This window comes from Pseudomonas sp. NPDC098747 (assembly GCF_044760045.1).
GTDB lineage: Bacteria > Pseudomonadota > Gammaproteobacteria > Pseudomonadales > Pseudomonadaceae > Aquipseudomonas.
Genome location: NZ_JBIWAL010000003.1, coordinates 26071 through 49086 on the forward strand (window position 1 = coordinate 26071; position 23016 = coordinate 49086).

The following is a 23016-nucleotide window of genomic DNA, read 5'->3' on the forward strand; positions in this document are numbered from 1 at the left end:
GGTGCCGGGTTATGGGTCAACTTGCGCCATCAGCTCCGACACCGATTCCGGGCGGTTCGCATAACGCTGCGCCAACACCGCGCAGACCATCAATTGAATCTGATGGAACAGCATCAGCGGCAGGATCAGCACACCGATGGTGCTGCCGGCAAACAACACCTGCGCCATCGGCACACCGGTGGCCAGGCTCTTTTTCGAGCCGCAGAACAGGATGGTGATGCGGTCTTCCTGACTGAAACCGAAGGCCTTGCCCAGCAACGTCGCCGCCACCAGTACCAGCGCCAGCACGATGCAGCAAACCACCACCAGCCCGAGCAACTCGATCAGCGGAATCTGATGCCAGATGCCTTCGTTGACGGCCTCGCTGAACGCACCGTAAACCACCAGCAAAATAGAACCCTGATCGACAAACTTCAGCCAGTTCTTGTTGCGCCCCACCCACGCGCCGATCCAGCGGCGGGCAATCTGACCGACGATGAATGGCAGCAGCAATTGCGCGCTGATTTTCAAGATCGCATCGAGGGTCGAACCGCCGTCGCCATGGACGTCGAGCAGCAGCGTCACCAGCAACGGCGTGAGAAAAATCCCGAACAGACTGGATGCTGCCGCGCTGCAAATCGCCGCCGGAATGTTGCCCCGCGCCAGCGAGGTGAAGGCAATCGCCGATTGCACCGTGGCGGGTAATGCGCAGAGGTAAAGCATGCCCATGTACAACTTGTCGCCGATCAGCGGCGACAGCAGCGGTTTGAGCGCCAGCCCCAGCAGCGGAAACAGCACAAAGGTCAGCCCGAACACCAGCAGATGCAGGCGCCAGTGACCGGCGCCAGCGATGATCGATTCACGCGAGAGTTTGGCGCCATGCAGGAAAAACAGCAGCGCGATGGCGATATTGGTCAGCCAGCCGAAACCGACTGCGACCTGACCGCTGGCGGGTAGAAAACTCGCCAGCAGCACGACGCCGACCAGTGTCAGGGTGAAATTGTCGGGCAGGAATCTTGGGCGCGTCATGGTGTGTTCATCCGGGGGTTGCCAGTGCGTGCCGACGACTCTAACGTGAGCGGGAATTACCGACTAACGCCGAAGAGCCTGCTGATGCCGCCTAAAGGACATGCCAAAAGTATTCGGCGCAGCATTCCCGGGCTGCCCAGCCTGCCGCGTCCGCTGTACGGGCGCACTGAATCTCTGCCCAACCGCGCATTGACCCGGCGCCACAGCCATCCATGGGTGCAGTTGTCCTATGCGATTCAGGGCGTGCTTGAGGTGCAGACCAGTGCCGGACGTTTCGTCGCGCCCCCGGAGCGCGCCGTGTGGATTCCGGCCGGAGTACCGCATCGGGTATTCAGCTCGCCGCACACCGAAATGCGCAGTCTGTACATCGACTGCAGCGTCGCCGGTCGGGCTATTGAGCACTGTCATGTGCTCGGTGTGAGCGATTTGCTGAGAGAACTGATCCGTGCCTTCAGCGAGGTTCCGGCGGAATACGATCAATCCGGGCCACACGGACGCCTGGCCCAAGTTATCCTCGACCAACTGGCAGACGCGCCCCACATCGACCTGATGCTGCCGCTGCCCCAAGACGCGCGTTTACGGCAGATCTACCAGAGCCTGGAGCAACACCCGGAACAGCAGACCACGCTGAGCCACTGGAGCGAGAAATTCGGCGTCACCGAAAAGACCCTCACACGCCTGTTCCTGCGCGATACCGGCCTGACCTTCCGCGCCTGGCGACAACGCTTGCGCCTGCTCGGTGCGCTGACGCCACTGGAAAACGGTGAACGCGTCACCGACGTCGCGCTGGCCTGCGGCTACGATTCGACGTCGGCGTTTATTGCGGCGTTTCGTCAGCAGTTTGGGCAGACGCCGGGGGAGTTTTTTCGTTGATCCGCAATCAGCCACGGGCCCGACACTTCGTTAATAACGAACTCTAGCCCAGAAATAAACGATTTTTCTTTCGCCCAAACTCGTCGCTAGCATGGCCTCGCCTGACCCTAAAACAGCCAAAAACAGGGAGCGTGACATGCCAGCAACGAACATCAATATCGGCGAACCCTGGATGTGGGGCGCCTTCATCGTCTTCGTACTCGCCATGTTGGCCCTGGACCTTTTTGTGTTCGGCGGGCGCAAGGCGCATCGGGTCTCGGTGCGCGAAGCCTTGGCGTGGGTCATTGCCTGGTGCTTGTTGGCGTTGAGTTTCGCAGGCCTGCTCTGGTGGTACTTGAACGGTGCGTTCGGCGGTGAAATCGCCCAGCAGAAAACCCTCGAATTTCTTACCGGTTATCTGATCGAGCAGTCGCTGTCGATCGACAACATGTTCATCTTCGTGATGATCTTCAGCTACTTCGCCGTGCCGCCGGAGTTGCAGCGTCGGGTGCTGCTGTACGGTGTGCTCGGGGCAATCGTGATGCGCGCGGTAATGATTTTCGCCGGGGTGTGGCTGGTATCGCAGTTCGAATGGCTGCTGTATGCGTTCGGCGTGTTCCTGATCATCACCGGGATCAAGATGCTGGTGTTTGCCGATCAGCAACCGGATCTGGAGAAAAACCCGCTGCTGCGCTGGGTGCGCGGACATCTGCGGATTACCAGCAGCTTTCATGGCGAACGTTTTTTTGTCCTGCAAAACGGCGTGCGATGGGCCACGCCGATGTTTCTGGTGCTGGTGCTGATCGAAGCCAGCGACTTGATGTTCGCGGTCGACAGCATCCCGGCGATCTTCGCCGTCACCACTGACCCGTTCATCGTCTTCACCTCGAACATCTTCGCGATCATGGGCCTGCGGGCGATGTACTTCCTGCTGGCGGACATGGCTGACCGCTTTCATCTGCTCAAGTACGGCTTGGCGATTGTGCTGGTGTTTATCGGCGGCAAGATGACGCTGATGCCGTGGTTTCATATGCCGGTGGAATGGTCGCTGGCGGTGGTGGGTGGGGTGATTTTCGGGTCGGTGTTACTGAGCCTGATCACGACCAAGAGCAAAGCGCCGGAAAACCAGTCACCGTAAATCCCCGTGGGAGCACGCCCGCTCCCACGGGGTGATGTGCTGTTAATTACCGGACTTTATGCTGGTCCAGACCCGCGTCCGTACGCGCTCAAGCTTTTGCGGCAATGGCTGGACGACGTAGAGGGTTTTCAGCGCCTCTGGGGTCGGCGTCAGGTTCGGGTTGCCGGTGATTTCCTTGTTGATCAGCGCCATCGAATCCTTGTTCGCATTTGGATAACCGAGGAAGTCACTGATCGGCGCGATGACCTTCGGATCAAGCAAGGTGTTGAGGAACTCATGAGCCTCAGCAACGTTCTTCGCGCTCTTCGGAATCGCGAACGTATCGAACCAGATCGGCGCGCCCTCTTTCGGCAAACGCCAGTCGACCACCACGCCATTGCCCGACTCTTTCGCACGGTTGCCGAACTGATAGAAGCTGCCGGAGTAGCCGATGGCCACGCAGATGTCGCCGTTGGCGATGTCGGTCATGTATTTGGCCGAGTTGAAGTAGGTCACGTAAGGACGAACCTTGAGCATCAGCTCCTTGGCTTTTTCGTAGTCGGCAGGGTTCTGGCTGTTCGGGTCGAGGCCCAGATAATGCAGGGCCAGCGGTAGGATTTCCGTCGGCGAATCAAGCATCGCCACGCCACAGGACTTCAGCTTTTCCATGTTCTCCGGTTTGAACACCAGATCCCAACTGTCTACCGGCGCATTATCGCCCAGCGCAGCCTTGACCTTGGCCGGGTTGAAGCCGATCAGCACGGTACCGACCATGTATGGCACACCGTACAGGTTGCCGGGATCGTTCTTGCCCAGCAGCTTCAACAGCTCCGGATCCTGGTGCTTCCAGTTGGGCAATTTGGACTTGTCGAGTTTCTGGAACACACCGGCCTTGATCTGGGTCTCGAGAAACTGGTTCGACGGCACCACGAGGTCGTAACCGGAGTTGCCGGTCAGCAGTTTGGCTTCCAGGGATTCGTTGGTGTCAAAGGTGTCCCAGGTCACTTTGATGCCGCTTTGCGCCGCGAAATCCTTGGGCACCGCCGGCAGGATGTAGTCCGCCCAGTTGTAAACCCGCAGTTCGCGCTGCTCAGCCTGAACGGCACTGGCGAGCAGCGTCAGCCCACACACGGTGGCACCCAGAATACGTTTCATCGTGACCATGGTTGTTTTCCCGAAATGCGACGTGAGTTCGATGGTTTTTATGTTCTGTACACGGCAGTGGCTTCGACGATAGCCAAGGGTAAGGAAAATCAAATGTCTGATTTTTATTGTAGACAGCCTGATTCTTGCCGACGGCGCAGGAAGATCACAGTGGGGGGTTGGCCAAAAGGGGATTAATGTGGCCATTTGTAGTGAGGGGATTTATCCCCGATGGGTTGCGAAGCGATCCCGTCGGCTCAGCTTTAAAGCCCTTGCAAAGAATAAATTCTGGTATACCATAAGACCATAATCACATAACAATTGCGTCACAACACTCGAGGACCGTCCAATGATCGATGCCGCCATCTACAAACAAGTCATGGGCTCGTTCCCGTCCGGCGTAACCGTCATCACCACCCTGGATGACGACGGCCAGATTGTCGGGCTGACCGCCAGTGCCTTCAGTTCGCTGTCGATCAATCCGGCCTTGGTGCTGTTCTGCCCCAACTACAGCTCCGACTCCTACCCGGTACTGATCAAGAACAAACGCTTCGCGATCCATGTTCTGTCCGGTAGCCAGCAAAGCGAAGCTTACGCCTTCGCCCGTAAAGGCAAGGACAAGGCGCTGGGCATCGAGTGGACATTGAGTGAGCTGGGCAACCCGATCCTGGCCAACGCGACAGCGGTGATCGAGTGCGAGTTGTGGCGCGAATATGAAGGTGGCGACCACGCGATCATGGTTGGTGCGGTGAAGAACCTGATCGTGCCCGAACAGTGCACCGGGCCGCTGGTGTATTGCCACGGCAAAATGGGCGCCCTGCCCGTCCTGGCCTGATCTAAACCTTCAGGCATGCTCAGTCTTGTAGCCATAACAACAAAAAAATCCGAGGAAGCGTCATGAAATTTTCCCTGTTCGTACACATGGAACGCTGGGACGAAAGCGTCAGCCACCGCCAACTCTTCGAAGACCTGACCGAGCTGACTCTGATGGCCGAGGCCGGCGGCTTCAGCACCGTGTGGATCGGCGAACACCACGCCATGGAATACACCATCTCGCCGAGCCCGATGCCGCTGCTCGCCTACCTCGCGGCCAAAACCACCACCATCCACCTCGGCGCCGGCACCATCATCGCGCCGTTCTGGCACCCGCTGCGGGTCGCCGGTGAATGCGCGTTGCTCGACGTCATCAGCAACGGCCGCATGGAAGTCGGTTTGGCGCGTGGCGCCTATCAAGTTGAATTCGATCGCATGGCCGGCGGCATGCCCGCATCAAGCGGCGGCCAGGCCCTGCGGGAAATGGTCCCGGTGGTCCGCGCTCTGTGGCAAGGCGACTACGCCCACGATGGCGACATCTGGAAATTCCCCACCTCCACCAGCGTGCCAAAACCGATCCAGAAGCCCAACCCACCGATGTGGATCGCCGCCCGCGACCCGGACTCACACAACTTCGCCGTCGCCAACGGCTGCAACGTGATGGTCACGCCATTGATGAAGGGCGACGAAGAAGTCCTCGACCTGAAGAACAAATTCCAGACTGCACTGGACAACAATCCAGAGGTGCCACGCCCGCAATTGATGGTGCTGCGCCACACCCACGTTCACACCGTTGATGATCCTGAAGGCTGGAAAGTCGGCGCCAAAGCGATCTCGCGTTTTTACCGCACGTTTGATGCGTGGTTTGGCAACAAGGAAAGCCCGGTGAATGGCTTCCTTGCGCCGAGTCCGGAAGAAAAATTTGCCGGACGTCCGGAGTTTGAGCTGGAGAGCCTGCACAGAACTGCAATGATCGGCACGCCGGAAGAGATCATTCCGCGGATCAAGTACTACAAGGAACTGGGGGTGGATGAGTTTAGTTTCTGGTGTGATAACAGCTTGCCGCATGAGGAGAAGAAGAAGTCGTTGGCGTTGTTTATCAAGCATGTGGTGCCGGCGTTTCGCTGAAACCCTATCAGCAAACCACAACTGAAAAAGGGGAGTATTCATCGGGATGAACGCTCCCCTTTCTACACCGTCGAAGACACTGGTAAAAGCGAGCCTTCAGTGCGCCGCGCCCAGTCGGGTCGCCACCTCGTTCGCCGCCAATACGCGACCATCCGCCGCCTTCAGTTCGAGCTTGCAGAGCGGTTGGCGATTCTTTGCATCGACCATCACCGATCCCGCCTCACCCGGCTCGTACATGAACTCGCCACCCCATTGCGACAGCGCGACAATCACGGTCTGCAAGGCTTTGCCGCGTTCGGTCAGCACGTATTCCTTATAGGCGCTGCCATCAGCGGCCGGCACCGTTTGCAGGATGCCCTGCTCCACCAGCGCCTTGAGGCGGGCGCTGAGCATGTTTTTGGCGATATCCAGATTCTTCTGAAAATCACTGAAGCGGCGAATCCCCTCCAGCGCATCGCGGATGATCAACAGCGACCACCAGTCGCCGATCAAGTCCAGTGTCCGGGCGACCGGGCAAGCATTGCCTTGCAGGCTTTTGCGCTTCACGTAAACGTACTCCCTCAAACAGTGATCGGCCTTGTGGCTCAGGGTTGCATCATACAACCCTGATGCTGCGAGCCAACCCAGCACTTGCGTACAAGTGGCCAGCCGCGATTGCGCGGATAGTGAATGCTGCCCTTTCGGCAATCCATGCACGCCCTTCGAAGAACCTGACGCAGGAGTTTCCATGAGCACATTCACCACGCAAGACGGCACCGACATCTATTACAAGGACTGGGGCAGCGGTAAGCCCGTGCTGTTCAGCCACGGCTGGCCACTGGATGCCGACATGTGGGAATACCAGATGGAATACCTGAGCAGTCGTGGCTATCGCACCATTGCTTTCGACCGTCGCGGTTTCGGCCGGTCCGATCAGCCGTGGACCGGCTATGACTACGACACCTTTGCCGATGACATAGCGCAACTGATCAATCATCTGGACCTGCGTGAAGTGACGCTGGTGGGTTTCTCCATGGGCGGCGGCGATGTCAGCCGTTACATCGCCCGGCACGGCAGCGAGCGTGTTGCCGGATTGGTTTTGCTGGGTGCGGTGACGCCGCTGTTCGGCAAGAAAGCCGACTTCCCGCAAGGCGTCGACAAGTCGGTGTTCGATGGCATCAAGGCCGGTCTGCTGAAAGATCGCGCGCAGTTCATCGCTGATTTTGCCGCGCCGTTCTATGGCACCAATCAGGGCCAGACCGTCTCTGATGGTGTCCTGACGCAAACCCTCAATGTCGCGCTGCTGGCGTCGCTCAAGGGGACCGTGGACTGTGTGACAGCGTTCTCGGAAACCGACTTCCGTCCGGACATGGCCAGGATAGATGTGCCGACGTTAGTGATTCATGGCGACGGCGACCAGATCGTGCCGTTCGAGACTACTGGCAAGCAGGCGGCTGCGCAGATCAAAGGGGCGGAACTCAAGGTCTATGCCGGCGCACCGCATGGTTTTGCGGTGACGCATGCGCAGGCGTTGAATGAGGATTTGTTGGCGTTCCTCAGCCGATAACACCGATCCATCGAGCGTGGCACTGAACCGGTGACGAGGGAGCTTGCTTTCCTCGCCACCGGCTCATCAGGATTGCAGCAACCGGGCCGTTCTCGCGCCCGGTGATTGGCAATCGACGGTTCTGTTGTCACGCTTGGACGTAAACCCATGCCTCTGTTCCAGACTTCAGCAGCACACTGACGCGCTTGTAGTCCGCGACTTCATAGGCGTCGGCCACTACCAGTTCCTGCTCGGTGATCTGGAACACCGTGCCGGCAATCTCATCGGCTGCATTACCGCTCACCTGCACTATCGGATGATGGGTTTTGCCGCTGCTTGCCAGCACGGCAGAATCGGTGATCTCGACCATTTCCTGCCTGTAGCCGAGCAGACTGTCCGGCCGCCCTTGCAGCTCGCGACCGAAGTTGGACAACTGCACCGCGCGATCTTGCAAAGTGCCATAGGAAAACAGCAACACGGTTAGTGGTGTCGGATGGCTCATGGGGCTTCCTTGAGTCAGATGAGTTTTGCAGCTCAGGGCTGTGGTCATTTACCGCCACTTGATCGCTGCGCTGTATAAACCTTTATATTGCGAAACGCCGCTAAAGATACAGTCATGACACAAAGTGTCAATTACTCTTCTGCACGCACCACACCGCGCTCCTCAAGCAGGCGCACAAACATGCTCAGGCTGCGCGACACCGTGCCCCGCCGCCACACCAGCCAAGTCGTCAGGTAGCGAAAATCTGCCGTCAGCGGCCAGACACTCACCGTGGCACTACCGGGCATGCTTTGCAGCATTTTTCGTGGCATCAGCGCCAGTCCTGCACCCGCGCTGACGCAGGCGAGCATGCCGTGGTAGGACTCCATTTCGAAGATCTTGCCGGGCACAGCGGCATCGGTGCTGAACCATTTTTCGAAATGGTGACGGTAGGAGCAATTGGAGCGAAACGCATAAATGCTCTCGCCGTTCACATCCGCCGCACGCTGGACTGGCGGGTGATTGAGCGGCGCGATGATGACCATTTCCTCTTCAAACGCCGGCACGCCCTCCAGCGTCGGATGCAACACCGGGCCGTCGACAAACGCGGCGGCCAAGCGCCCGGATAGCACGCCGTCGATCATTGTCCCGGACGGCCCGGTGGACAGGTCCAGATCGACTTTGGGGTGCAACTGGTTATATGCCGCCAGCAGTTCGGGGATGCGCACCGCCGCTGTACTTTCCAGCGAACCCAGAGGAAACGCGCCCTGCGGTTCTTCACCGGCAACCGTCGCCCGAGCCTCTTGCACCAAGTCGAGAATGCGCCGTGCGTATTCAAGAAAACTCCAACCGGCCGGCGACAGGCGCAAGCGGCTTTTCTCTCGAATAAACAGATCGACGCCCAGATCTTGCTCAAGCTGTTTGATCCGCGTGGTCAGGTTCGACGGCACGCGATGGATCTGCGCGGCGGCGGCGCTGATGCTGCCGTGTTCGGCAACGGCTTTGAAGATTTCCAGCTGCACCAGATCCATAGTCATTCTCTAATCGTGAAAGAAACGATCTTAATTATTCAGTTTCCAGAACACAATCGCCACCCTACTCTAGCTCCATCCGATGAACACGCAGGACGACAGCCATGAGCCAGATTTCCAGCCAGACCCACGCCATTTCGATCAACCCCGCCACCGGCGAGCAGATCGGCCACTACGCGTTTGAATCCGCAGAGGCCCTCGATGGCGCGCTGACCCGCGCGGCCTTCGGCTTCGGCAAGTGGAAACGCAAGCCGTTGCAAGATCGCTCCAGCGCCCTGACGGCTCTCGCCGGCGCACTGCGTGAAACCGCCGAGGCCATGGCCACCATGGTCACCCTGGAAATGGGCAAGCCAATCGCCCAGGCCCGCGGTGAAATCGAAAAAAGCGCCAAGCTCTGCGAGTGGTACGCCGAGCACGGCCCGGCCATGCTCGATGCTGAGCCGACTCAGGTTGAAGGTGGCAAGGCGCGCATCGAATACCGTCCGCTCGGCCCGATTCTCGCCGTGATGCCGTGGAACTTCCCAATCTGGCAAGTGCTGCGCGGTGCTGTTCCAGCGCTGATCGCCGGCAATACCTACGTCCTCAAGCATGCGCCAAACGTGATGGGCAGCGCCTATCTGCTGCGCGATGCGTTTACCCGCGCAGGGTTTGCCCCTGGCGTGTTTGAAGTGATCAACGTCACCACCGAAGGCGTCTCCAGCGCCATCGCCGACCCGCGCATTGCTGCCGTTACGCTGACCGGCAGCGTCCGCGCTGGTATGGCCATCGGTGCTCAGGCCGGTGCCGCGCTGAAGAAATGCGTGCTGGAGTTGGGCGGCTCTGATCCGTTTATCGTGCTCAATGACGCCAATCTCGACGAAGCCGTTCAGGCGGCAGTGATCGGTCGCTACCAGAACTCCGGCCAGGTCTGCGCAGCGGCTAAGCGTCTGATCATCGAAGAAGGTGTCGCTGAGGAATTCACCCGAAAATTCGTTGAAGCGACGCGCAAGCTGAAGGTTGGCGATCCGCTGTCCGCCGACACCTACATCGGGCCGATGGCACGTTTTGATCTGCGTGATGAACTGGATCAGCAAGTGCGCGACACCCTGGAAGAAGGCGCGACCCTGTTGCTCGGCGGCGGCAAAACCGCTGGGGCTGGCAACTACTACGAACCGACCGTGCTGGCCGACGTCACCGATCGCATGACCTCGTTCAAACAGGAACTGTTCGGCCCGGTCGCCTCGATCATCACCGCCCGCGATTGCGCACATGCCATCGCGTTGGCCAACGACAGCGAATTCGGCCTGACCGCCACGATCTACACCGCCAATGTGGAACTGGCCCAGCAACTGACCAGCGAGCTGGAAACCGGCGGGGTATTCATCAACGGTTATTCCGCCAGCGACCCGCGCGTGACCTTCGGTGGCGTAAAGAAGAGTGGCTTTGGCCGTGAGCTGTCGCACTTCGGCGTTCGCGAGTTCTGCAATGCGCAGACCGTATGGCTGGATCGCCGCTGATCATTCGCAGAAAATGCTGCCGCTCGATGCTCTGCATGTTGCCCATTGCCGTGAGCCTTCTATAGTGTTCAGGTCCCCCTGCTCTTGGGGCCTGATATCGAGCGCTTTTCATGGTCGCCACCGAACAACTGATCATCTGCGAGCACTGCGATTGTGTGTATGAAAAAGCCGTGCTCGGCAAACACCAGAAAACCCTCTGCGTACGCTGCGGTGGAGTGCTCGAACGCTTCAACGGACTGACCGTTGAGCAGCGTCTGGCGTTGACGTTCACGGCGGCAATGCTGTGGCTGTTCGCCAATTTCTATCCGGTAATGACCATCAGCCTCAAAGGCCTGAAAAACAGTGCGACGCTGTGGGATTCGGTGCTCGCCTTGAGTCAGGGGCCGATCACGTTCATGGCGATGGTGGCGGCGATCTCGATCATCATTGCCCCGGCGTTCCAGTTGGTGCTGCTGATCTGGGTGCTGAGTTTCGCCCTCTCGTCCCGACGCGCACCCGGCTTCAAGACCTGCATGCGCTGGCTGGAAACGCTGCGCCCGTGGAGCATGCTCGAAGTGTGTTTGCTGGGGGCGATGGTGGCCGTGTTCAAACTGGCCGGGATGCTTGATGTGTTGCCCGGTATCGGCCTGTTCGCCCTGGCCGTGCTGAGCCTGATGATGATCCGCATTGCCGGCCGCGACATCCGTGAACTCTGGGAAATCAAATGAAGCGACCAGCGACCGCCAGCGAGCTTAACCTGTGCCTGTGCCACAGTTGCGGCCTGGCCTGCGACATGACCGACGAACCGCATGAGTGCCCGCGCTGCGATGCCCCGCTGCATCGGCGCAAGACCAACTCGCTTGCCCGCACCTGGGCATACCTGCTCGCCGCACTGGCGTTTTATGTGCCCGCCAACTTGCTGCCAGTGATGAACACCACGATGCTCGGCAACGGCGCCGACAGCACGATCATGAGCGGCGTGCTGGAGTTCTGGCAGCACGGCGCGTGGGACATCGCGCTGATCATCTTCATCGCCAGTATTGCCGTGCCGGGCGTCAAGTTCGGCGCCCTGACGCTGCTGCTGATCACCGTGCAGCGCGACAGTGCCTGGGCGCGGCGCGAACGCTCGAAGCTGTACCGTTTCGTCGAGTTGATCGGCTATTGGTCGATGCTCGACGTACTGGTGGTGGCTCTGGTCGCGGCGCTGGTGAAATTCCAGGCGCTGGGCGACATCGAACCGCGTTCGGGCATCCTGTTTTTCGGCATGGTCGTGGTGCTCACCATGCTCTCGGCGATGAGCTTCGACCCGCGACTGATCTGGGACAACGCGCCGGAGGACGAACCGCTCAGCGACTCAGCCCCTCAAGCAGCACCTGCAACGGATGGCGCACTGCCTGATCCGACTGGCGCTTGACCTGGCTGCGGCACGAATAACCGGTGGCCAGTGCCTCACCCTTCTGCGCTGGCGCGTCGATCTGCCGCGCCCACGATTGCTCGTAGATCACTGCCGACGTGTCGCGGTTGCGTGCTTCGTGGCCGTAAGTCCCGGACATCCCGCAGCAGCCGGTAGCCTGAGTGGTCAGTTTCAATCCCGCGCGCTCGAACACTTGCTCCCACTGCCGGGTTGCGGCCTGCGCATTGGTTTTTTCCGTGCAATGCGCCAGCAGACGGAAGGTCTTGGCGGTGCCTTGAAGTGCCTGCTCCGGCATCACGTTGAGTAGCCATTCTTGCAGCAGCGCGACCTCCGGACATGCCTGCATGCCGGGGACTTTCTGATATTCCTGGCGATAAACCAGGGTCATGGCCGGGTCCAGTCCCACCAGCGGCACGCCGATATCCGCCAGCTCCCGCAGCTGCCGCGCATTGCGCAACGCCGCGCGGTTGAACGCCGACAGAAAGCCCTGCACATGCAGCGGCTTGCCGTTGGCACTGAACGGCGCCAAATAGACCTGATAGCCAAGACGCGAAATCAGCTCGACCAGATCCGCCAGCAGCGGCGCTTCGAAGTAGCGGGTAAACGCGTCCTGCACCAGCACCACGCTGCGCTCGCGTTGCGCCGGGGTCAGCGCAGACAAGGTCGGCACCGTCGCCGGCTGCACCTGCCAACGGCGCATCGCCGCGTGAAAATCGAAACGGCTGAGCAACGGCACATCGACCATACCACCCAGGCGTTCCAGCAGTTTTCGAACCACAGATGCGCCCATCAAACCGTTGTACAACGCCGGAATTCGCGCCATGTAAGGAATGCTGTATTCGAGCGAAGCGATCAGATAATCCCGCGCCGGACGCAGATAGCGGCTGTGGTACAGCTCGAGAAACCGCGAACGAAACTCCGGCACGTTGACCTTCACCGGGCATTGACCCGCGCATGATTTACACGCCAGACAACCGGCCATGGCATCGTAGACCTCATGGGAGAAGTCCGGCGTTTGCGCGCGGCTGTTGCGCCAGCGCTGCCACAATGTGCTGAAAAACGCTGGTCGGCGGATGGTATCCGACAGCACATCAACTCCCGCCTCGCCCTGCAATCGCAGCCATTCGCGGATCAACGACGCCCGGCCCTTGGGCGACTGCGCGCGTTCGCGTGTGGCTTTCCACGACGGGCACATCGCGTCATCAGGATCGAAGTTGTAACAGGCGCCGTTGCCATTGCAGTGCATCGCTGCACCGTAGTCCTGCCAGACTTTTTCGTCGATCTGCCGATCCAGTTCGCCACGCAAGGTCACTTCATCAATCTTCAACAGTGCTGCGCCAGTGTTGGCCGGCGTGGCGATTTTGCCCGGGTTGAATTGGTTGAACGGGTCGAACGCGGCCTTCAGCGCTTGCAGCGCCGGGTACAATTCACCGAAAAACGCCGGCGCATATTCCGAACGCAGGCCTTTGCCGTGTTCGCCCCACAGCAGGCCGCCGTAACGCTGGGTCAATGCGGCGACGCCATCGGACACCGGCCGAACCAGCGCCGCTTGTTGCGGGTCTTTCATGTCGAGAATCGGCCGCACATGCAGCACACCGGCATCGACATGACCGAACATGCCGTACTGCAAACCGTGGCTGTCGAGCAGATCGCGCAACTCGGTGATGTACTCGGCAAGATGCTGAGGTGGCACGGCCGTGTCTTCGACAAACGGCTGCGGCCGCGCTTCACCGGCAACGTTACCGAGCAAGCCGACGGCGCGTTTGCGCATGCCGTAAACCTTGTTCACCGCGGCATGACCTACCGCCAGCGTGTGGCCCAGACGCTCAACGGTAAGGTCGTTGCTCAAGTGTTCAACGAAAGCCTCGACACGGCGCTGTAGATCTTCGGCATCGTCACCGCAGAACTCCACCAGATTGATCCCCAGCGTCGGCCGCTCTGCGCTTTGCGGGAAATACTCGGCAACGCCATGCCAGACAATGTCCTGCATCGCCAGCAACAGCACTTTCGAGTCGACGGTTTCAATCGACAACGGCTTGCGCGCCATCAGTGCCCGGGCATCGCGCAGCGCGTCCATGAACCCGGCGTAGCGAATGTTCACCAGCATCGTGTGTTTGGGGATCGGCAACACGTTCAACTTCGCCTCAACCACAAAGCCAAGCGAACCTTCGGCGCCACACAGCACGCTGTTGAGGTTGAACCGGTTGTCCGCCTCGCGCAGGTGCGCCAGGTCGTAACCGGTCAGGCAACGGTTGAGATCGGGAAAGCGTGCCTTGATCAGCGCACCCTGCTCATCAATGATCCGCCGCGCACAACGGTAAATTTCGCCGACCCGATCCTCGCGGGCGCACTGTGCCTGGAGTTCGCTTTCCGCAAGCGGCAGACCGTGCAGACGCTCGCCGCCGCGCAGGATCATATCGAGTTCGAGTACGTGATCGCGGGTCTTGCCGTAGGTGCAACTGCCTTGGCCACTGGCGTCAGTGTTGATCATGCCGCCGACGGTGGCGCGGTTAGAAGTCGACAGCTCCGGGGCGAAAAACAGCCCGGCGGATTTCAGCGCGGCGTTGAGCTGATCCTTGACCACCCCGGCCTGCACGCGCACCCAACGCTGCTCGACGTTGATTTCCAGAATACGGTTCATGTGCCGCGACAAGTCGACGACGATACCGTCAGTCAACGATTGGCCATTGGTGCCAGTGCCACCGCCGCGCGGGGTGATCACCACGTGTTGATAGGCCGGCTCGGCAATCAGCCGTGCGACCTTCGCGACATCCTCGGCGTCCATGGGGAAAACCGCGGCTTGCGGCAGGCGCTGATAGATCGAGTTGTCAGTGGCCAGCACCACACGACTGGCGTAGTCGGCGCTGATTTCACCGCGAAAGCCGCTGGCCTTCAGTGCATTGAGGAACTGCTGGTAATCCGTAGACAAGGCTTTTGCGGGCGACAGCTGGGCAATCATCGGTCAGGTTATCTCGGTAAAATCGGGCCGTGTAGCGGTGAACAGTTGTACGCAACGAATGATTGCGTCAGGCTCCGCCATCTCATGTTGCCCATGTTCATTGTTGAACAACGCTGGGACAACCGTAAATTTGACCCACTATCAATGACTTTTACGAATGAATCCGCGCACGCTCACCCCTTCCATGTCGTTATTGTTGGCCTTCGAGGCTGCCGCACGTCACGAAAGCTACACCCGCGCCGCCCATGAGCTGTCGCTGACGCAAAGTGCGGTCAGCCGTCAGGTGCAAATCCTCGAGAAGATGCTCGGCATGCGCCTGTTCAGCCGCGAAGGCCGGCAGGTAGTGCTGACCGACGTCGGGCGCATGTATCAACGCGAACTCGCCGAGGCACTCGGGCAGATCCGCAGCGCCACTTTGCAGGCCATGGCATTTGGTTCGGGCATCCACAGTCTGCGACTGGCAACGCTGCCGACTTTCGGCTCGAAATGGTTGTTGCCGCGACTCAAGGATTTCTACACCGCACATCCGGGCATGACCGTGCACTTGCACTCACGCATCGAAGCCATCGACTTTGATACCAGTGAGATCGACGCGGCAATCTGTGTGGGTGGCGGCGAGTGGCCGGGGCTGACCGCCCTGCCCCTGCACACCGAGGAACTGGTGGTCATCGCCAGTACGCAACTGTCCGAAGACGAGCGCAACGACGCCGGGCAACACATCGCAGGGCAATTGCTACTCAACGTCAGCAGCAATGCTCAAGCGTGGACAGAATGGTTCAGCCAGCACGGTTTGCCGCATCGCAGCATGCGCATCGGCCCGAGTTTTGAGATGACTGCGCATTTGATTCAGGCAGTACGCGCCAATATCGGCGTGGGCCTGGTGCCGAGAATTCTGGTCGAGGATGAACTGTTGAATGGCGAGTTGCTGCAACTGGGGGAACCGATTACCAGTCGGCGCAGCTATTACCTGGTGTATCCGCCACGTAACGAAGCGCTGCCTTCGTTGAAGGCGTTTCGGGATTGGTTGGTGGAGACGCTTTGAAGGCTCGCGACGGCTGACAAGGGGCTGTCAGATTTTTTTGTGCGAGCCGGTAATGGCCTGCCATCAGGCAGGCCTTCGTTTCCCCACACCTGAATACTTACGCATCCTGCAAAATCAGATCCGCGCCCTTCTCCGCCACCATCAGCACCGCCGCATGGGTATTGCCCGACGTCACGTTCGGAAAGATCGATGCATCGACAATCCGTAACCCCTCAAAACCATGCACTTTCAGACGCTTGTCGACCACCGAAGTCTGTTCGTCCGCGCCCATCGCGCAAGAGCCGCACAGGTGGTAGATCGAGCCGCAGTTGTCGCGAAAGTATTGCAACATCTGCTCGTCGGTCTCAACGGCCGGCCCTGGCAGAACCTCCTCGACGGTGATGCTCTTGAGCGCCGGAGCATTCATGATCTTGCGCATCAAGCGACTGCCCTGAATCACCTCGTCGATGTCCTTTTGCGTGCTCAGGTAATTGGGATCGATCAGCGCCGCGTCGCGCGGATTTTTTGAGGCGATCTCGATGTGTCCACGACTGGTCGGCCGGCACGGGTTGAAGCACAACAGGAAGCCTGAGTACGGTTCCGGCTTGAGACTGGCCTTGTTGTTTTTCGGGATCTGATACGACAACGGGTTGAAGTACAGTTGCAGATTGGGGTGCTGCTGATGCGCTTCACCACGAAAAAACCCACCCGCCTGATTGACGCTCATGGCCAACGCACCCTTGCGGGTCAGCAGGTATTTGACGCCGAGTTTGAACTGACCAAACAGCGAGCTGAGTTCATCGTTGAGCGTCGGGATATTGGCTTTGTAGTAGTAGCTGGCGCACAAGTGATCCTGCAAATTCTGGCCCACAGCCGACAGATGCTTGACCAGAGGAATCTGGTGCCTGGCCAGCAAGTCGCGGTCGCCGACGCCGGACAACTGAAGGATTTTCGGCGTATCGACAGCACCCGCGCAGAGGATGACTTCCTTGCGTGCGGTAAAGGTCCGCGCCAAGCCATGCTGGGTAATCGAAATGCCCGTCGCACGTTGCTGCGTTTCGTCGAACAGTACCCGATCCACCAGCGCGTAATGCTCGACGGTCAGGTTCGAACGTTTCAGCGCCGGATGCAGATGCGCAAAGCTGCTGGAGCAGCGCTGGCCATTTTTGGTGTTGACGTCGTACAGGCCCGCACCCTCGAATTTCGCGCCATTGAAATCATCGCTGCGCGGATAGCCGAGTTCTGCGCAGCCCTCAAGAAACACATCGCAAATCGGATGGGTCTGGCCCTTCATCGGCGTGATGCTGATCGGGCCGCTGCTGCCGTGGTATTCGCTGTCGCCCAGCGGATGATTTTCCAGTTTGCGGAAGTACGGCAGCACGTCCGTGAAGCCCCAGCCGTCGTTGCCATTGGCAGCCCAGTCGTCAAAATCATGGGCCTGCCCGCGCACGTAAATCATCGCGTTGATCGAGCCTGAGCCGCCCTGCACCTTGCCGCGTGGCGCGTAGATTTCGCGGTTGCCCAATTGCTTTTGTGGCTGGCTGTAATACATCCAGTTGAAGGTCGGGTTGTAATACATTTTGGCGAAGCCGACCGGGATCTTGAACCACAGAGAGCTGTCCTTGCCACCCGCCTCCAGCAACAGCACGGTGTGTTTGCCCGAGGCCGAGAGCCGGTTGGCCAGTACGCAGCCTGCGGCGCCTGCGCCAGCGATGATGTAGTCGTATGTCATGCAAGGTTACCGCGTAAGTCGTTGTACAAAATTTGCCGTCCCTGTGGGAGCGAGCTTGCTCGCGAAGGGTGCGTATCAGCATGCAGATTCGTCACTGACACTCCGCCTTCGCGAGCAAGCTCGCTCCCACAGGGGATTGGCTTCGCAATCAAAACCTGTGTCAGCCCCGGGCCGGCGATGTGTCTTTGACGTCCACAGGCGTCGGGGCCATTTGCAGGTGCAAGCGCTGGCCGGTGTACGGTGAATGCTTGCGCACCACGTCCATGTTCAGCTCAACGCCCAGGCCCGGCTCGGTGGACGGAATGATGTAGCCGTCCTCCCACTGCAACGGCTTGGTCAACACCTCGGCATGGAAACCATCCCAGGTGCCGATGCTTTCCTGAATCAGAAAATTCGGCGTGCACGTCGCCAACTGGAAACTCGCTGCCGCGCCAATCGGCCCGTTGTACAGATGCGGGGCGATTTGCGCGTAATAGGCCTCGGCCATGCTGGCGATCTTCTTGGCTTCGAGCAGGCCGCCGCATCGCGCGACGTTCATCTGCAGAATCGATGCACCGCCGGCCTGCAACAGCTTGAAGAATTCGTACTTGGTGGTCAGGCGTTCGCCGGTTGCAATCGGAATGCTGGTCTTGGCCGCCACTTGCGCCATGGCCTCTTCCTGCCCTGGCGGCACTGGCTCTTCAAACCACAGCGGATCGTATTTCTCCAGGCGCTTGGCCAGGCGAATCGCCGAGGATGGGACCATCTGCCCATGGGTGCCGAACAGCAGGTCGCATTTGTTGCCCACCGCTTCGCGGATCTTGCGGCAGAAGGTTTCGCAGCGCTCCAGCACTTCCAGCGAGATCTGATGCCCGGAGTACGCGGTGTAGGGGCCGGCCGGGTCGAACTTCACCGCCGTGAAGCCCTTGTTCATGTTGTCGATGGCACACTCGGCGGCCAGGTCGGGGTCGTCGTAGTCGTACTCGCCACGGCTGTTGACCGGGTACAGATAGGTGTAGGAACGCAGGCGCTCGTTGACTTTGCCGCCCAGCAGTTCGTAAACCGGCTTGTTCGCCGCTTTACCGATGATGTCCCAGCACGCCATCTCCAGACCGCTGACCACGCCCATCATGGTCAGGTCGGGACGCTGGGTGAAACCACTGGAATAGGCCTGACGGAAGAAGCGCTCGATGTGGTGCGGGTCATGATCGAGCAGGTAGCGTTCGAACACGTCTTCGATGATCGGCAACATGGCTTTGGGGCCGAAGGTCGCGGCGTAGATCTCGCCCACACCTTCAATGCCGCAGTCGGTCTTGAGCTTGACGAACAGCCAGTACATGCCGCCGACGTGCGGTGGCGGTACGGCGACGATATGGGTTTCAAGGGCGACGATTTTCATCTCAGGCACCTGTCTTGTTCAGAGATTTGCGATTGATTCGAGCGCGCAGGATCACGGCAGCCAGCGTGCCGAGAAAGCCGACGAAGGCGATGTAGCCGAAGTACAGCTTGTAACCAAGGGCACCGGGGAAGTGCTCGGTGAGGTAACCGTTGATCAGTGGGATAAAGGCATCCGGCATGTAGCCGACCACCGAAACAATGCCGATGGCCAGGCCGGTGATGCGCAGCGGAATGTTGCAGGTATCGAGGATCGCCCAGTACAGCCCGCGAATCGCATAGGTCATCAGGCCGATGAAAATCACCGTGCTGATCAGCAGGCCGATGCTGTTGAGCGACGGAAACACGATCAGGCCGACGATGGCCAGACTCGCCAGCAACAGCGCGACGATCAGCACCGAAATATTCGAGAACTTGTCCCCCAGCCAGCCGCCACCGATGCCGCCGATCGGGCGCATCCACAGTTTGATCGTGGTGATGGTGCCGGCCATGACCGCCGTCATGCCGCTGCCTTGCAGGTAATCGGAGAAACTGTAGGTGGCCCAGAAGATGTGATAACCGCAGAACACAATCGCGGTGACCAGCCACAACTCAGGAATCTTCACCAGTGTCGCCAGATCGCTGAGCAGGTTGAACTTGCCCTTCTCCACCGCCGGCGTTTCCTCCATCGACTTCGGGTCCTTGATCAGCACCAGCACACAGCCGATGGCGATACAGGTGAAGGCGTAGAGATAGACGACGTGGCGAAAGCCTTCGGCGCTGGATTCACCACGGGTTTCGGTGGCGAAGGCAAACAGCCCCAGGGCGACGGTCGCCAACAAGGCTTCAATCAGGCCACGACCGCCGTCGAGGATGCCGAAGAAACGCCCCTGCTCGGTGTGATGAGCGATCATCTTCACGCGCTTGAGCACCGAGGCCCAGAAGGTCAGACCGGTGGTCAGTCCCCAGCAACCGAAGATGATCATCAACTCGGTCATCGACGGCGCGGTGGAGTACCAGAGTCCCAAAACACCCGTGGCCACCAGCGAGAAGAAAATCAGAAACCGCGGCGCAATGCGGTCGGCCAGCCAACCGCTCGGCAAGTAGCTGAGCAAAAAGATCGTGCCGAGCATCGAGTACAGATAGCCCAGTTCACTGGGGCTGATCTGGAACACCTCAAGCATGGTCGTTTGATAGACCTGGCGCAGGTACAGAATCGGATAGATCGCGCCGGCGGCCAGCACCAGCAACATCAATTGGAAATAGCGACTTCCCTTGTCACTTTGGCTGTTCACAGCCGCGTTGGAACCCTGAACAGCCGCAGCAGAGGATGCATGCTTGGACATTGAAGTGACCTCGGGCGACCCGTGCTCCGGGCGCCCCTGATAATTGTTTTTATAGGTGTAGCGTGAGGCGTGTTGCGGCGGATCAGTACTTCATGACCACAAGTCGGGTCTGGGTGAATTCGAGCATGCCGTGCTTGCCGTCATCGCCGCCCAGGCCGGAGCGTTTCCAGCCGGCGTGGTAGCCCTGATACGGGTCGGCCGGGGTGCGATTGACGTACAACTCGCCAGCCTCGATGGCGTTGGCGACTTTCTGCGCGGTGCGGTAATTCTCGGTGTAGAGCACCGACGCCAGGCCGAACTGGTGATCGTTGGCCATCGCCAGCGCTTCGTCGATGTCGCGGTACTTGAGCACCGGCAGCACCGGACCGAAGATTTCTTCCTGGACGATTTCCATGTCTTGGCGGCAGCCGCTGAGCAGCGTCGGCGGATAAAAATGCCCCCGACCTTGCGGCAGTACACCACCGCATTCCAGGGTCGCGCCGTCAGCCACGGCACGCTCGACCATCGCGTGAATGTTCTTCCGGGAGCTGGCGTTGACCAGCGGGCCCATCAGGCTGGCGTCGGTGGCGCGGTCGCCGAATTTGACCTCGGCGATTTTTCTTTTGAGCAAGTCAAGGAACCGGTCGTAGACACTTTCCTGCACATAGACACGCTCGACCGCTGTGCACAGTTGGCCGCAGTGCGTGGTCTTCGAGGCGATGATCGCCGTCGCAGCCGCTTCCAGATCGGCATCCGCCTCGATGATCGCCGGGGTCTTGCCGCCCAGTTCCAGCGACGGCTTGGCGATATTGGCCTTGCAGTAATCGAGGACGATGCGCCCGGCGTTGACGCTGCCGGTCAGGGTAATCAGGCCCACCGATTTATGCGTGCAGACTGCCGCCGCCGTGGCGTGGTCCATGGTCAGAATATTGATGACACCCGCCGGCATGCCCGACTGCTGCACCGCTTTGGCAATTTCGAACGCCGAGATCGGGGTGTTGTTGCTCGGACGCACCACCACGGTGTTGCCGGTAATCAGCGCCGGGGCGATTTTGCGCAACAGGGTGTAGACCGGATAGTTGAACGGAATCAGGCAGGCAACGACGCCGATCGGCTCGCGATGCAAAAACAGGTTTTCGTCAGGGCTGTCGCTGGGAATGATTTCGCCTTCGATACGGCGCGCCCATTCAGCGTGATAGCGGGTGATCTGTGCGGCGTAGCGCGCTTCATTACTGGCGTCGCTGACGCTTTTGCCGGATTCGGCGGCCAGCGCGGCGCCGATGGCTTCAGCGCGATCTTCAAGGGCCGTGGCGAAGGCTCGCAGATGTTCGGCGCGCTCGATGCTGGTGAGTTTGCCCCAGAGCTTTTGCGCGGTGGTCGCAGCGTCGACCGCAGCAGTGGCTTCCTCGACAGTGGCGCCCGACACATGGCCCAGCAACGCTTCGGTGGCCGGGTTGTAGACCGCAATCAGCGCTGCGCTGGCAGGCTCGATGAATTGGCCGTTAACAAAATTTCGCTCGATTCGCATGTGCATCGCCCATCGTTTGTTTTTATCGATGCCGCCAGTCTTGTCATCGATGGCGGGTTGAACAAACGATTTATCGGGTGACGTAACATTCGAAAAATGCAGGTTACCCCTGAGAACACGCCGATCCCACAGGTTTTTTGGAGGACCTAGAAAGCGGCGGTCGAGGGCTGCAACTGGCGCTGCGCCAGCCAGATTTCTTCCTGCAACCACCGGCTGAACACCTGCAACTGCGGCATTTCAGTCTGCTCCGGCCGGGTGACCAGCCAATACGATTGATGCCCTTCAACATGCACATTCAGCACCTGAGTCAACTGCCCGCTGGCCAGTTCCCCCGCGACCATGTGCCAGTCGGCAATGGTGATCCCCAGCCCATCGGTCGCGGCCTGAATCGCCAGGTCCAGCAGGTCGAACTCATAACCGCCCTGGGTATCCACACCACTGATCCGCGCCGCATCGAGCCAGTGTTTCCAGGTCAGGTAACGCTGATCTTCCTTGGCCAATACATGCAATAACGTCAGACGATTGAGGTCGATACCCTGCTCGCCACTCTCGCGGGCATACAGCGACGGCGCGCACACCGCGATGTGCCGCTCCTGGATCAACAGCGAGCTGTCGAGACCATCCCACTCTCCATCGCCAAAACGGATGGCGCAATCGAGGGTGCTGGTTTCCGCGAGACTGTCCTGCAAGCGTGTGGTGATGCTCAGCTCCAGTTCCGGGTGCTGCTCGCGCAGGCGTCCCAGGCGCGGCATCAACCAGCGACTGGTGAAGGTCGGCGGCGCGTTGATGTGCAGGCGATTGGAATGGGTTTTCTGCTGAATGCTGCGTACCGTCAGCTCGATTTTGTCGAACGACTGGTGCAGCGCCCGCAACAGAATCTTGCCGGCGCCCGTCAGCTCCAAATGATGATGACGGCGCTCGAGCAGGCTTTCGCCAAGCTGTTCCTCCAGTTGCCGCACCTGGCGGCTGACCGCACTTTGCGTGACATTGAGCAACTCGGCGGCGCGGGTGAAGCTACCGGTGCTGCCGGCGACTTCGAACGCTTTGAGCGCGTTCAGGCCAGGCATTTTGCGTTTCATATCAAGGCACTCGAAAACCGCTGACAAGGCGC

20 protein-coding genes are annotated in these 23016 nt (G+C 59.7%); 9 read left to right on the forward strand and 11 right to left on the reverse strand.

Annotated features, from left to right (window positions below):
• Positions 1-9 precede the first annotated feature (9 nt).
• Positions 10-1008: a bile acid:sodium symporter family protein gene (locus ACIQVE_RS02240; RefSeq protein ID WP_402804098.1), complete on the reverse strand. Its 999-nt coding sequence runs from the start codon at positions 1006-1008 to the stop codon at positions 10-12.
• A gap of 84 nt (positions 1009-1092) precedes the next feature.
• Here ACIQVE_RS02240 and ACIQVE_RS02245 point away from each other — a divergent pair, with 84 nt between their 5' ends.
• Together ACIQVE_RS02245 and ACIQVE_RS02250 are read left to right on the forward strand one after the other, a co-directional pair.
• Positions 1093-1881: an AraC family transcriptional regulator gene (locus ACIQVE_RS02245; RefSeq protein ID WP_402804099.1), complete on the forward strand. Its 789-nt coding sequence runs from the start codon at positions 1093-1095 to the stop codon at positions 1879-1881.
• A 136-nt stretch (positions 1882-2017) separates the two neighbouring features.
• Positions 2018-2998, forward strand: coding sequence for a TerC family protein (locus tag ACIQVE_RS02250; protein WP_402804101.1), 981 nt, complete (start codon positions 2018-2020; stop codon positions 2996-2998).
• A 42-nt stretch (positions 2999-3040) separates the two neighbouring features.
• On the opposite strand, the gene ACIQVE_RS02255 is transcribed toward ACIQVE_RS02250, so the two are convergent.
• Positions 3041-4141 (reverse strand): polyamine ABC transporter substrate-binding protein, encoded by a 1101-nt coding sequence (locus ACIQVE_RS02255; RefSeq protein WP_402804103.1) that lies wholly within the window; start codon positions 4139-4141, stop codon positions 3041-3043.
• A gap of 328 nt (positions 4142-4469) precedes the next feature.
• Here ACIQVE_RS02255 and ACIQVE_RS02260 point away from each other — a divergent pair, with 328 nt between their 5' ends.
• Both ACIQVE_RS02260 and ACIQVE_RS02265 read left to right on the forward strand, forming a co-directional pair.
• Complete coding sequence (locus ACIQVE_RS02260) at positions 4470-4955, forward strand: flavin reductase family protein (RefSeq protein ID WP_402804105.1); 486 nt, start codon at positions 4470-4472, stop codon at positions 4953-4955.
• Positions 4956-5017: 62 nt separating this feature from the next.
• The gene (locus ACIQVE_RS02265; RefSeq protein WP_402804107.1) at positions 5018-6061 is read left to right on the forward strand and encodes an LLM class flavin-dependent oxidoreductase; all 1044 of its coding nucleotides are present in this window, start codon (positions 5018-5020) and stop codon (positions 6059-6061) included.
• 96 nt (positions 6062-6157) lie between these two features.
• Here the strand turns inward: ACIQVE_RS02265 and ACIQVE_RS02270 are convergent, their stop codons facing one another.
• Positions 6158-6607, reverse strand: a complete 450-nt coding sequence (locus tag ACIQVE_RS02270) for a winged helix-turn-helix transcriptional regulator (protein WP_402804108.1) — start codon at positions 6605-6607, stop codon at positions 6158-6160.
• Between the two features lie 181 nt (positions 6608-6788).
• Here ACIQVE_RS02270 and ACIQVE_RS02275 point away from each other — a divergent pair, with 181 nt between their 5' ends.
• Entirely contained in the window at positions 6789-7607 is an 819-nt protein-coding gene (locus ACIQVE_RS02275) for an alpha/beta fold hydrolase (protein ID WP_402804109.1), read from the forward strand.
• 127 nt (positions 7608-7734) lie between these two features.
• Here the strand turns inward: ACIQVE_RS02275 and ACIQVE_RS02280 are convergent, their stop codons facing one another.
• Together ACIQVE_RS02280 and ACIQVE_RS02285 are read right to left on the reverse strand one after the other, a co-directional pair.
• Positions 7735-8088 (reverse strand): gamma-glutamylcyclotransferase family protein, encoded by a 354-nt coding sequence (locus ACIQVE_RS02280; protein ID WP_402804111.1) that lies wholly within the window; start codon positions 8086-8088, stop codon positions 7735-7737.
• Between the two features lie 131 nt (positions 8089-8219).
• Positions 8220-9098, reverse strand: coding sequence for a LysR family transcriptional regulator (locus ACIQVE_RS02285; RefSeq protein WP_402804513.1), 879 nt, complete (start codon positions 9096-9098; stop codon positions 8220-8222).
• 104 nt (positions 9099-9202) lie between these two features.
• Here ACIQVE_RS02285 and ACIQVE_RS02290 point away from each other — a divergent pair, with 104 nt between their 5' ends.
• The 3 genes from ACIQVE_RS02290 to ACIQVE_RS02300 all read left to right on the forward strand — a co-directional run bounded on the left by ACIQVE_RS02290 (position 9203) and on the right by ACIQVE_RS02300 (position 11987).
• Complete coding sequence (locus ACIQVE_RS02290; protein ID WP_402804113.1) at positions 9203-10594, forward strand: aldehyde dehydrogenase family protein; 1392 nt, start codon at positions 9203-9205, stop codon at positions 10592-10594.
• A 110-nt stretch (positions 10595-10704) separates the two neighbouring features.
• Positions 10705-11301 carry a paraquat-inducible protein A gene (locus ACIQVE_RS02295; protein WP_402804115.1) on the forward strand — a complete coding sequence of 199 codons (597 nt, stop codon included), beginning with the start codon at positions 10705-10707 and terminating at the stop codon, positions 11299-11301.
• The gene (locus ACIQVE_RS02300; RefSeq protein WP_402804117.1) at positions 11298-11987 is read left to right on the forward strand and encodes a paraquat-inducible protein A; all 690 of its coding nucleotides are present in this window, start codon (positions 11298-11300) and stop codon (positions 11985-11987) included. Before ACIQVE_RS02295 ends, ACIQVE_RS02300 begins: the two co-directional genes overlap by 4 nt.
• Here the strand turns inward: ACIQVE_RS02300 and ACIQVE_RS02305 are convergent.
• On the reverse strand, positions 11920-14946 hold the full coding sequence (locus ACIQVE_RS02305; RefSeq protein WP_402804118.1) for an FAD-binding and (Fe-S)-binding domain-containing protein: 3027 nt from the start codon (positions 14944-14946) through the stop codon (positions 11920-11922). The genes ACIQVE_RS02300 and ACIQVE_RS02305 overlap by 68 nt on opposite strands.
• A 157-nt stretch (positions 14947-15103) precedes the next feature.
• Between ACIQVE_RS02305 and ACIQVE_RS02310 the strand changes: the two genes are divergently transcribed.
• Entirely contained in the window at positions 15104-15988 is an 885-nt protein-coding gene (locus ACIQVE_RS02310; RefSeq protein ID WP_402804120.1) for a LysR substrate-binding domain-containing protein, read from the forward strand.
• Between the two features lie 97 nt (positions 15989-16085).
• Here the strand turns inward: ACIQVE_RS02310 and ACIQVE_RS02315 are convergent, their stop codons facing one another.
• From ACIQVE_RS02315 to ACIQVE_RS02335, 5 genes are all read right to left on the reverse strand, one after another.
• The gene (locus ACIQVE_RS02315; protein WP_402804122.1) at positions 16086-17699 is read right to left on the reverse strand and encodes a GMC family oxidoreductase; all 1614 of its coding nucleotides are present in this window, start codon (positions 17697-17699) and stop codon (positions 16086-16088) included.
• A gap of 160 nt (positions 17700-17859) precedes the next feature.
• Complete coding sequence (locus tag ACIQVE_RS02320; protein WP_402804123.1) at positions 17860-19077, reverse strand: mandelate racemase/muconate lactonizing enzyme family protein; 1218 nt, start codon at positions 19075-19077, stop codon at positions 17860-17862.
• 1 nt (position 19078) lies between these two features.
• Entirely contained in the window at positions 19079-20398 is a 1320-nt protein-coding gene (locus ACIQVE_RS02325; RefSeq protein WP_402804126.1) for a nitrate/nitrite transporter, read from the reverse strand.
• A gap of 82 nt (positions 20399-20480) precedes the next feature.
• Positions 20481-21905, reverse strand: a complete 1425-nt coding sequence (gene aldA / locus ACIQVE_RS02330) for an aldehyde dehydrogenase (protein ID WP_402804516.1) — start codon at positions 21903-21905, stop codon at positions 20481-20483.
• Between the two features lie 146 nt (positions 21906-22051).
• Complete coding sequence (locus tag ACIQVE_RS02335) at positions 22052-22984, reverse strand: LysR substrate-binding domain-containing protein (RefSeq protein WP_402804128.1); 933 nt, start codon at positions 22982-22984, stop codon at positions 22052-22054.
• Positions 22985-23016: the final 32 nt, after the last annotated feature.

Coding starts and splice junctions, on each gene's coding strand:
- ACIQVE_RS02240 (WP_402804098.1), bottom strand. CDS start 1,008: ATGACGCGCCCAAGATTCCTGCCCGACAATTTCACCCTGACACTGGTC.
- ACIQVE_RS02245 (WP_402804099.1), top strand. CDS start 1,093: ATGCCGCCTAAAGGACATGCCAAAAGTATTCGGCGCAGCATTCCCGGG.
- ACIQVE_RS02250 (WP_402804101.1), top strand. CDS start 2,018: ATGCCAGCAACGAACATCAATATCGGCGAACCCTGGATGTGGGGCGCC.
- ACIQVE_RS02255 (WP_402804103.1), bottom strand. CDS start 4,141: ATGGTCACGATGAAACGTATTCTGGGTGCCACCGTGTGTGGGCTGACG.
- ACIQVE_RS02260 (WP_402804105.1), top strand. CDS start 4,470: ATGATCGATGCCGCCATCTACAAACAAGTCATGGGCTCGTTCCCGTCC.
- ACIQVE_RS02265 (WP_402804107.1), top strand. CDS start 5,018: ATGAAATTTTCCCTGTTCGTACACATGGAACGCTGGGACGAAAGCGTC.
- ACIQVE_RS02275 (WP_402804109.1), top strand. CDS start 6,789: ATGAGCACATTCACCACGCAAGACGGCACCGACATCTATTACAAGGAC.
- ACIQVE_RS02280 (WP_402804111.1), bottom strand. CDS start 8,088: ATGAGCCATCCGACACCACTAACCGTGTTGCTGTTTTCCTATGGCACT.
- ACIQVE_RS02285 (WP_402804513.1), bottom strand. CDS start 9,098: ATGGATCTGGTGCAGCTGGAAATCTTCAAAGCCGTTGCCGAACACGGC.
- ACIQVE_RS02290 (WP_402804113.1), top strand. CDS start 9,203: ATGAGCCAGATTTCCAGCCAGACCCACGCCATTTCGATCAACCCCGCC.
- ACIQVE_RS02295 (WP_402804115.1), top strand. CDS start 10,705: ATGGTCGCCACCGAACAACTGATCATCTGCGAGCACTGCGATTGTGTG.
- ACIQVE_RS02300 (WP_402804117.1), top strand. CDS start 11,298: ATGAAGCGACCAGCGACCGCCAGCGAGCTTAACCTGTGCCTGTGCCAC.
- ACIQVE_RS02305 (WP_402804118.1), bottom strand. CDS start 14,946: ATGATTGCCCAGCTGTCGCCCGCAAAAGCCTTGTCTACGGATTACCAG.
- ACIQVE_RS02310 (WP_402804120.1), top strand. CDS start 15,104: ATGAATCCGCGCACGCTCACCCCTTCCATGTCGTTATTGTTGGCCTTC.
- ACIQVE_RS02315 (WP_402804122.1), bottom strand. CDS start 17,699: ATGACATACGACTACATCATCGCTGGCGCAGGCGCCGCAGGCTGCGTA.
- ACIQVE_RS02320 (WP_402804123.1), bottom strand. CDS start 19,077: ATGAAAATCGTCGCCCTTGAAACCCATATCGTCGCCGTACCGCCACCG.
- ACIQVE_RS02325 (WP_402804126.1), bottom strand. CDS start 20,398: ATGTCCAAGCATGCATCCTCTGCTGCGGCTGTTCAGGGTTCCAACGCG.
- aldA (WP_402804516.1), bottom strand. CDS start 21,905: ATGCGAATCGAGCGAAATTTTGTTAACGGCCAATTCATCGAGCCTGCC.
- ACIQVE_RS02335 (WP_402804128.1), bottom strand. CDS start 22,984: ATGAAACGCAAAATGCCTGGCCTGAACGCGCTCAAAGCGTTCGAAGTC.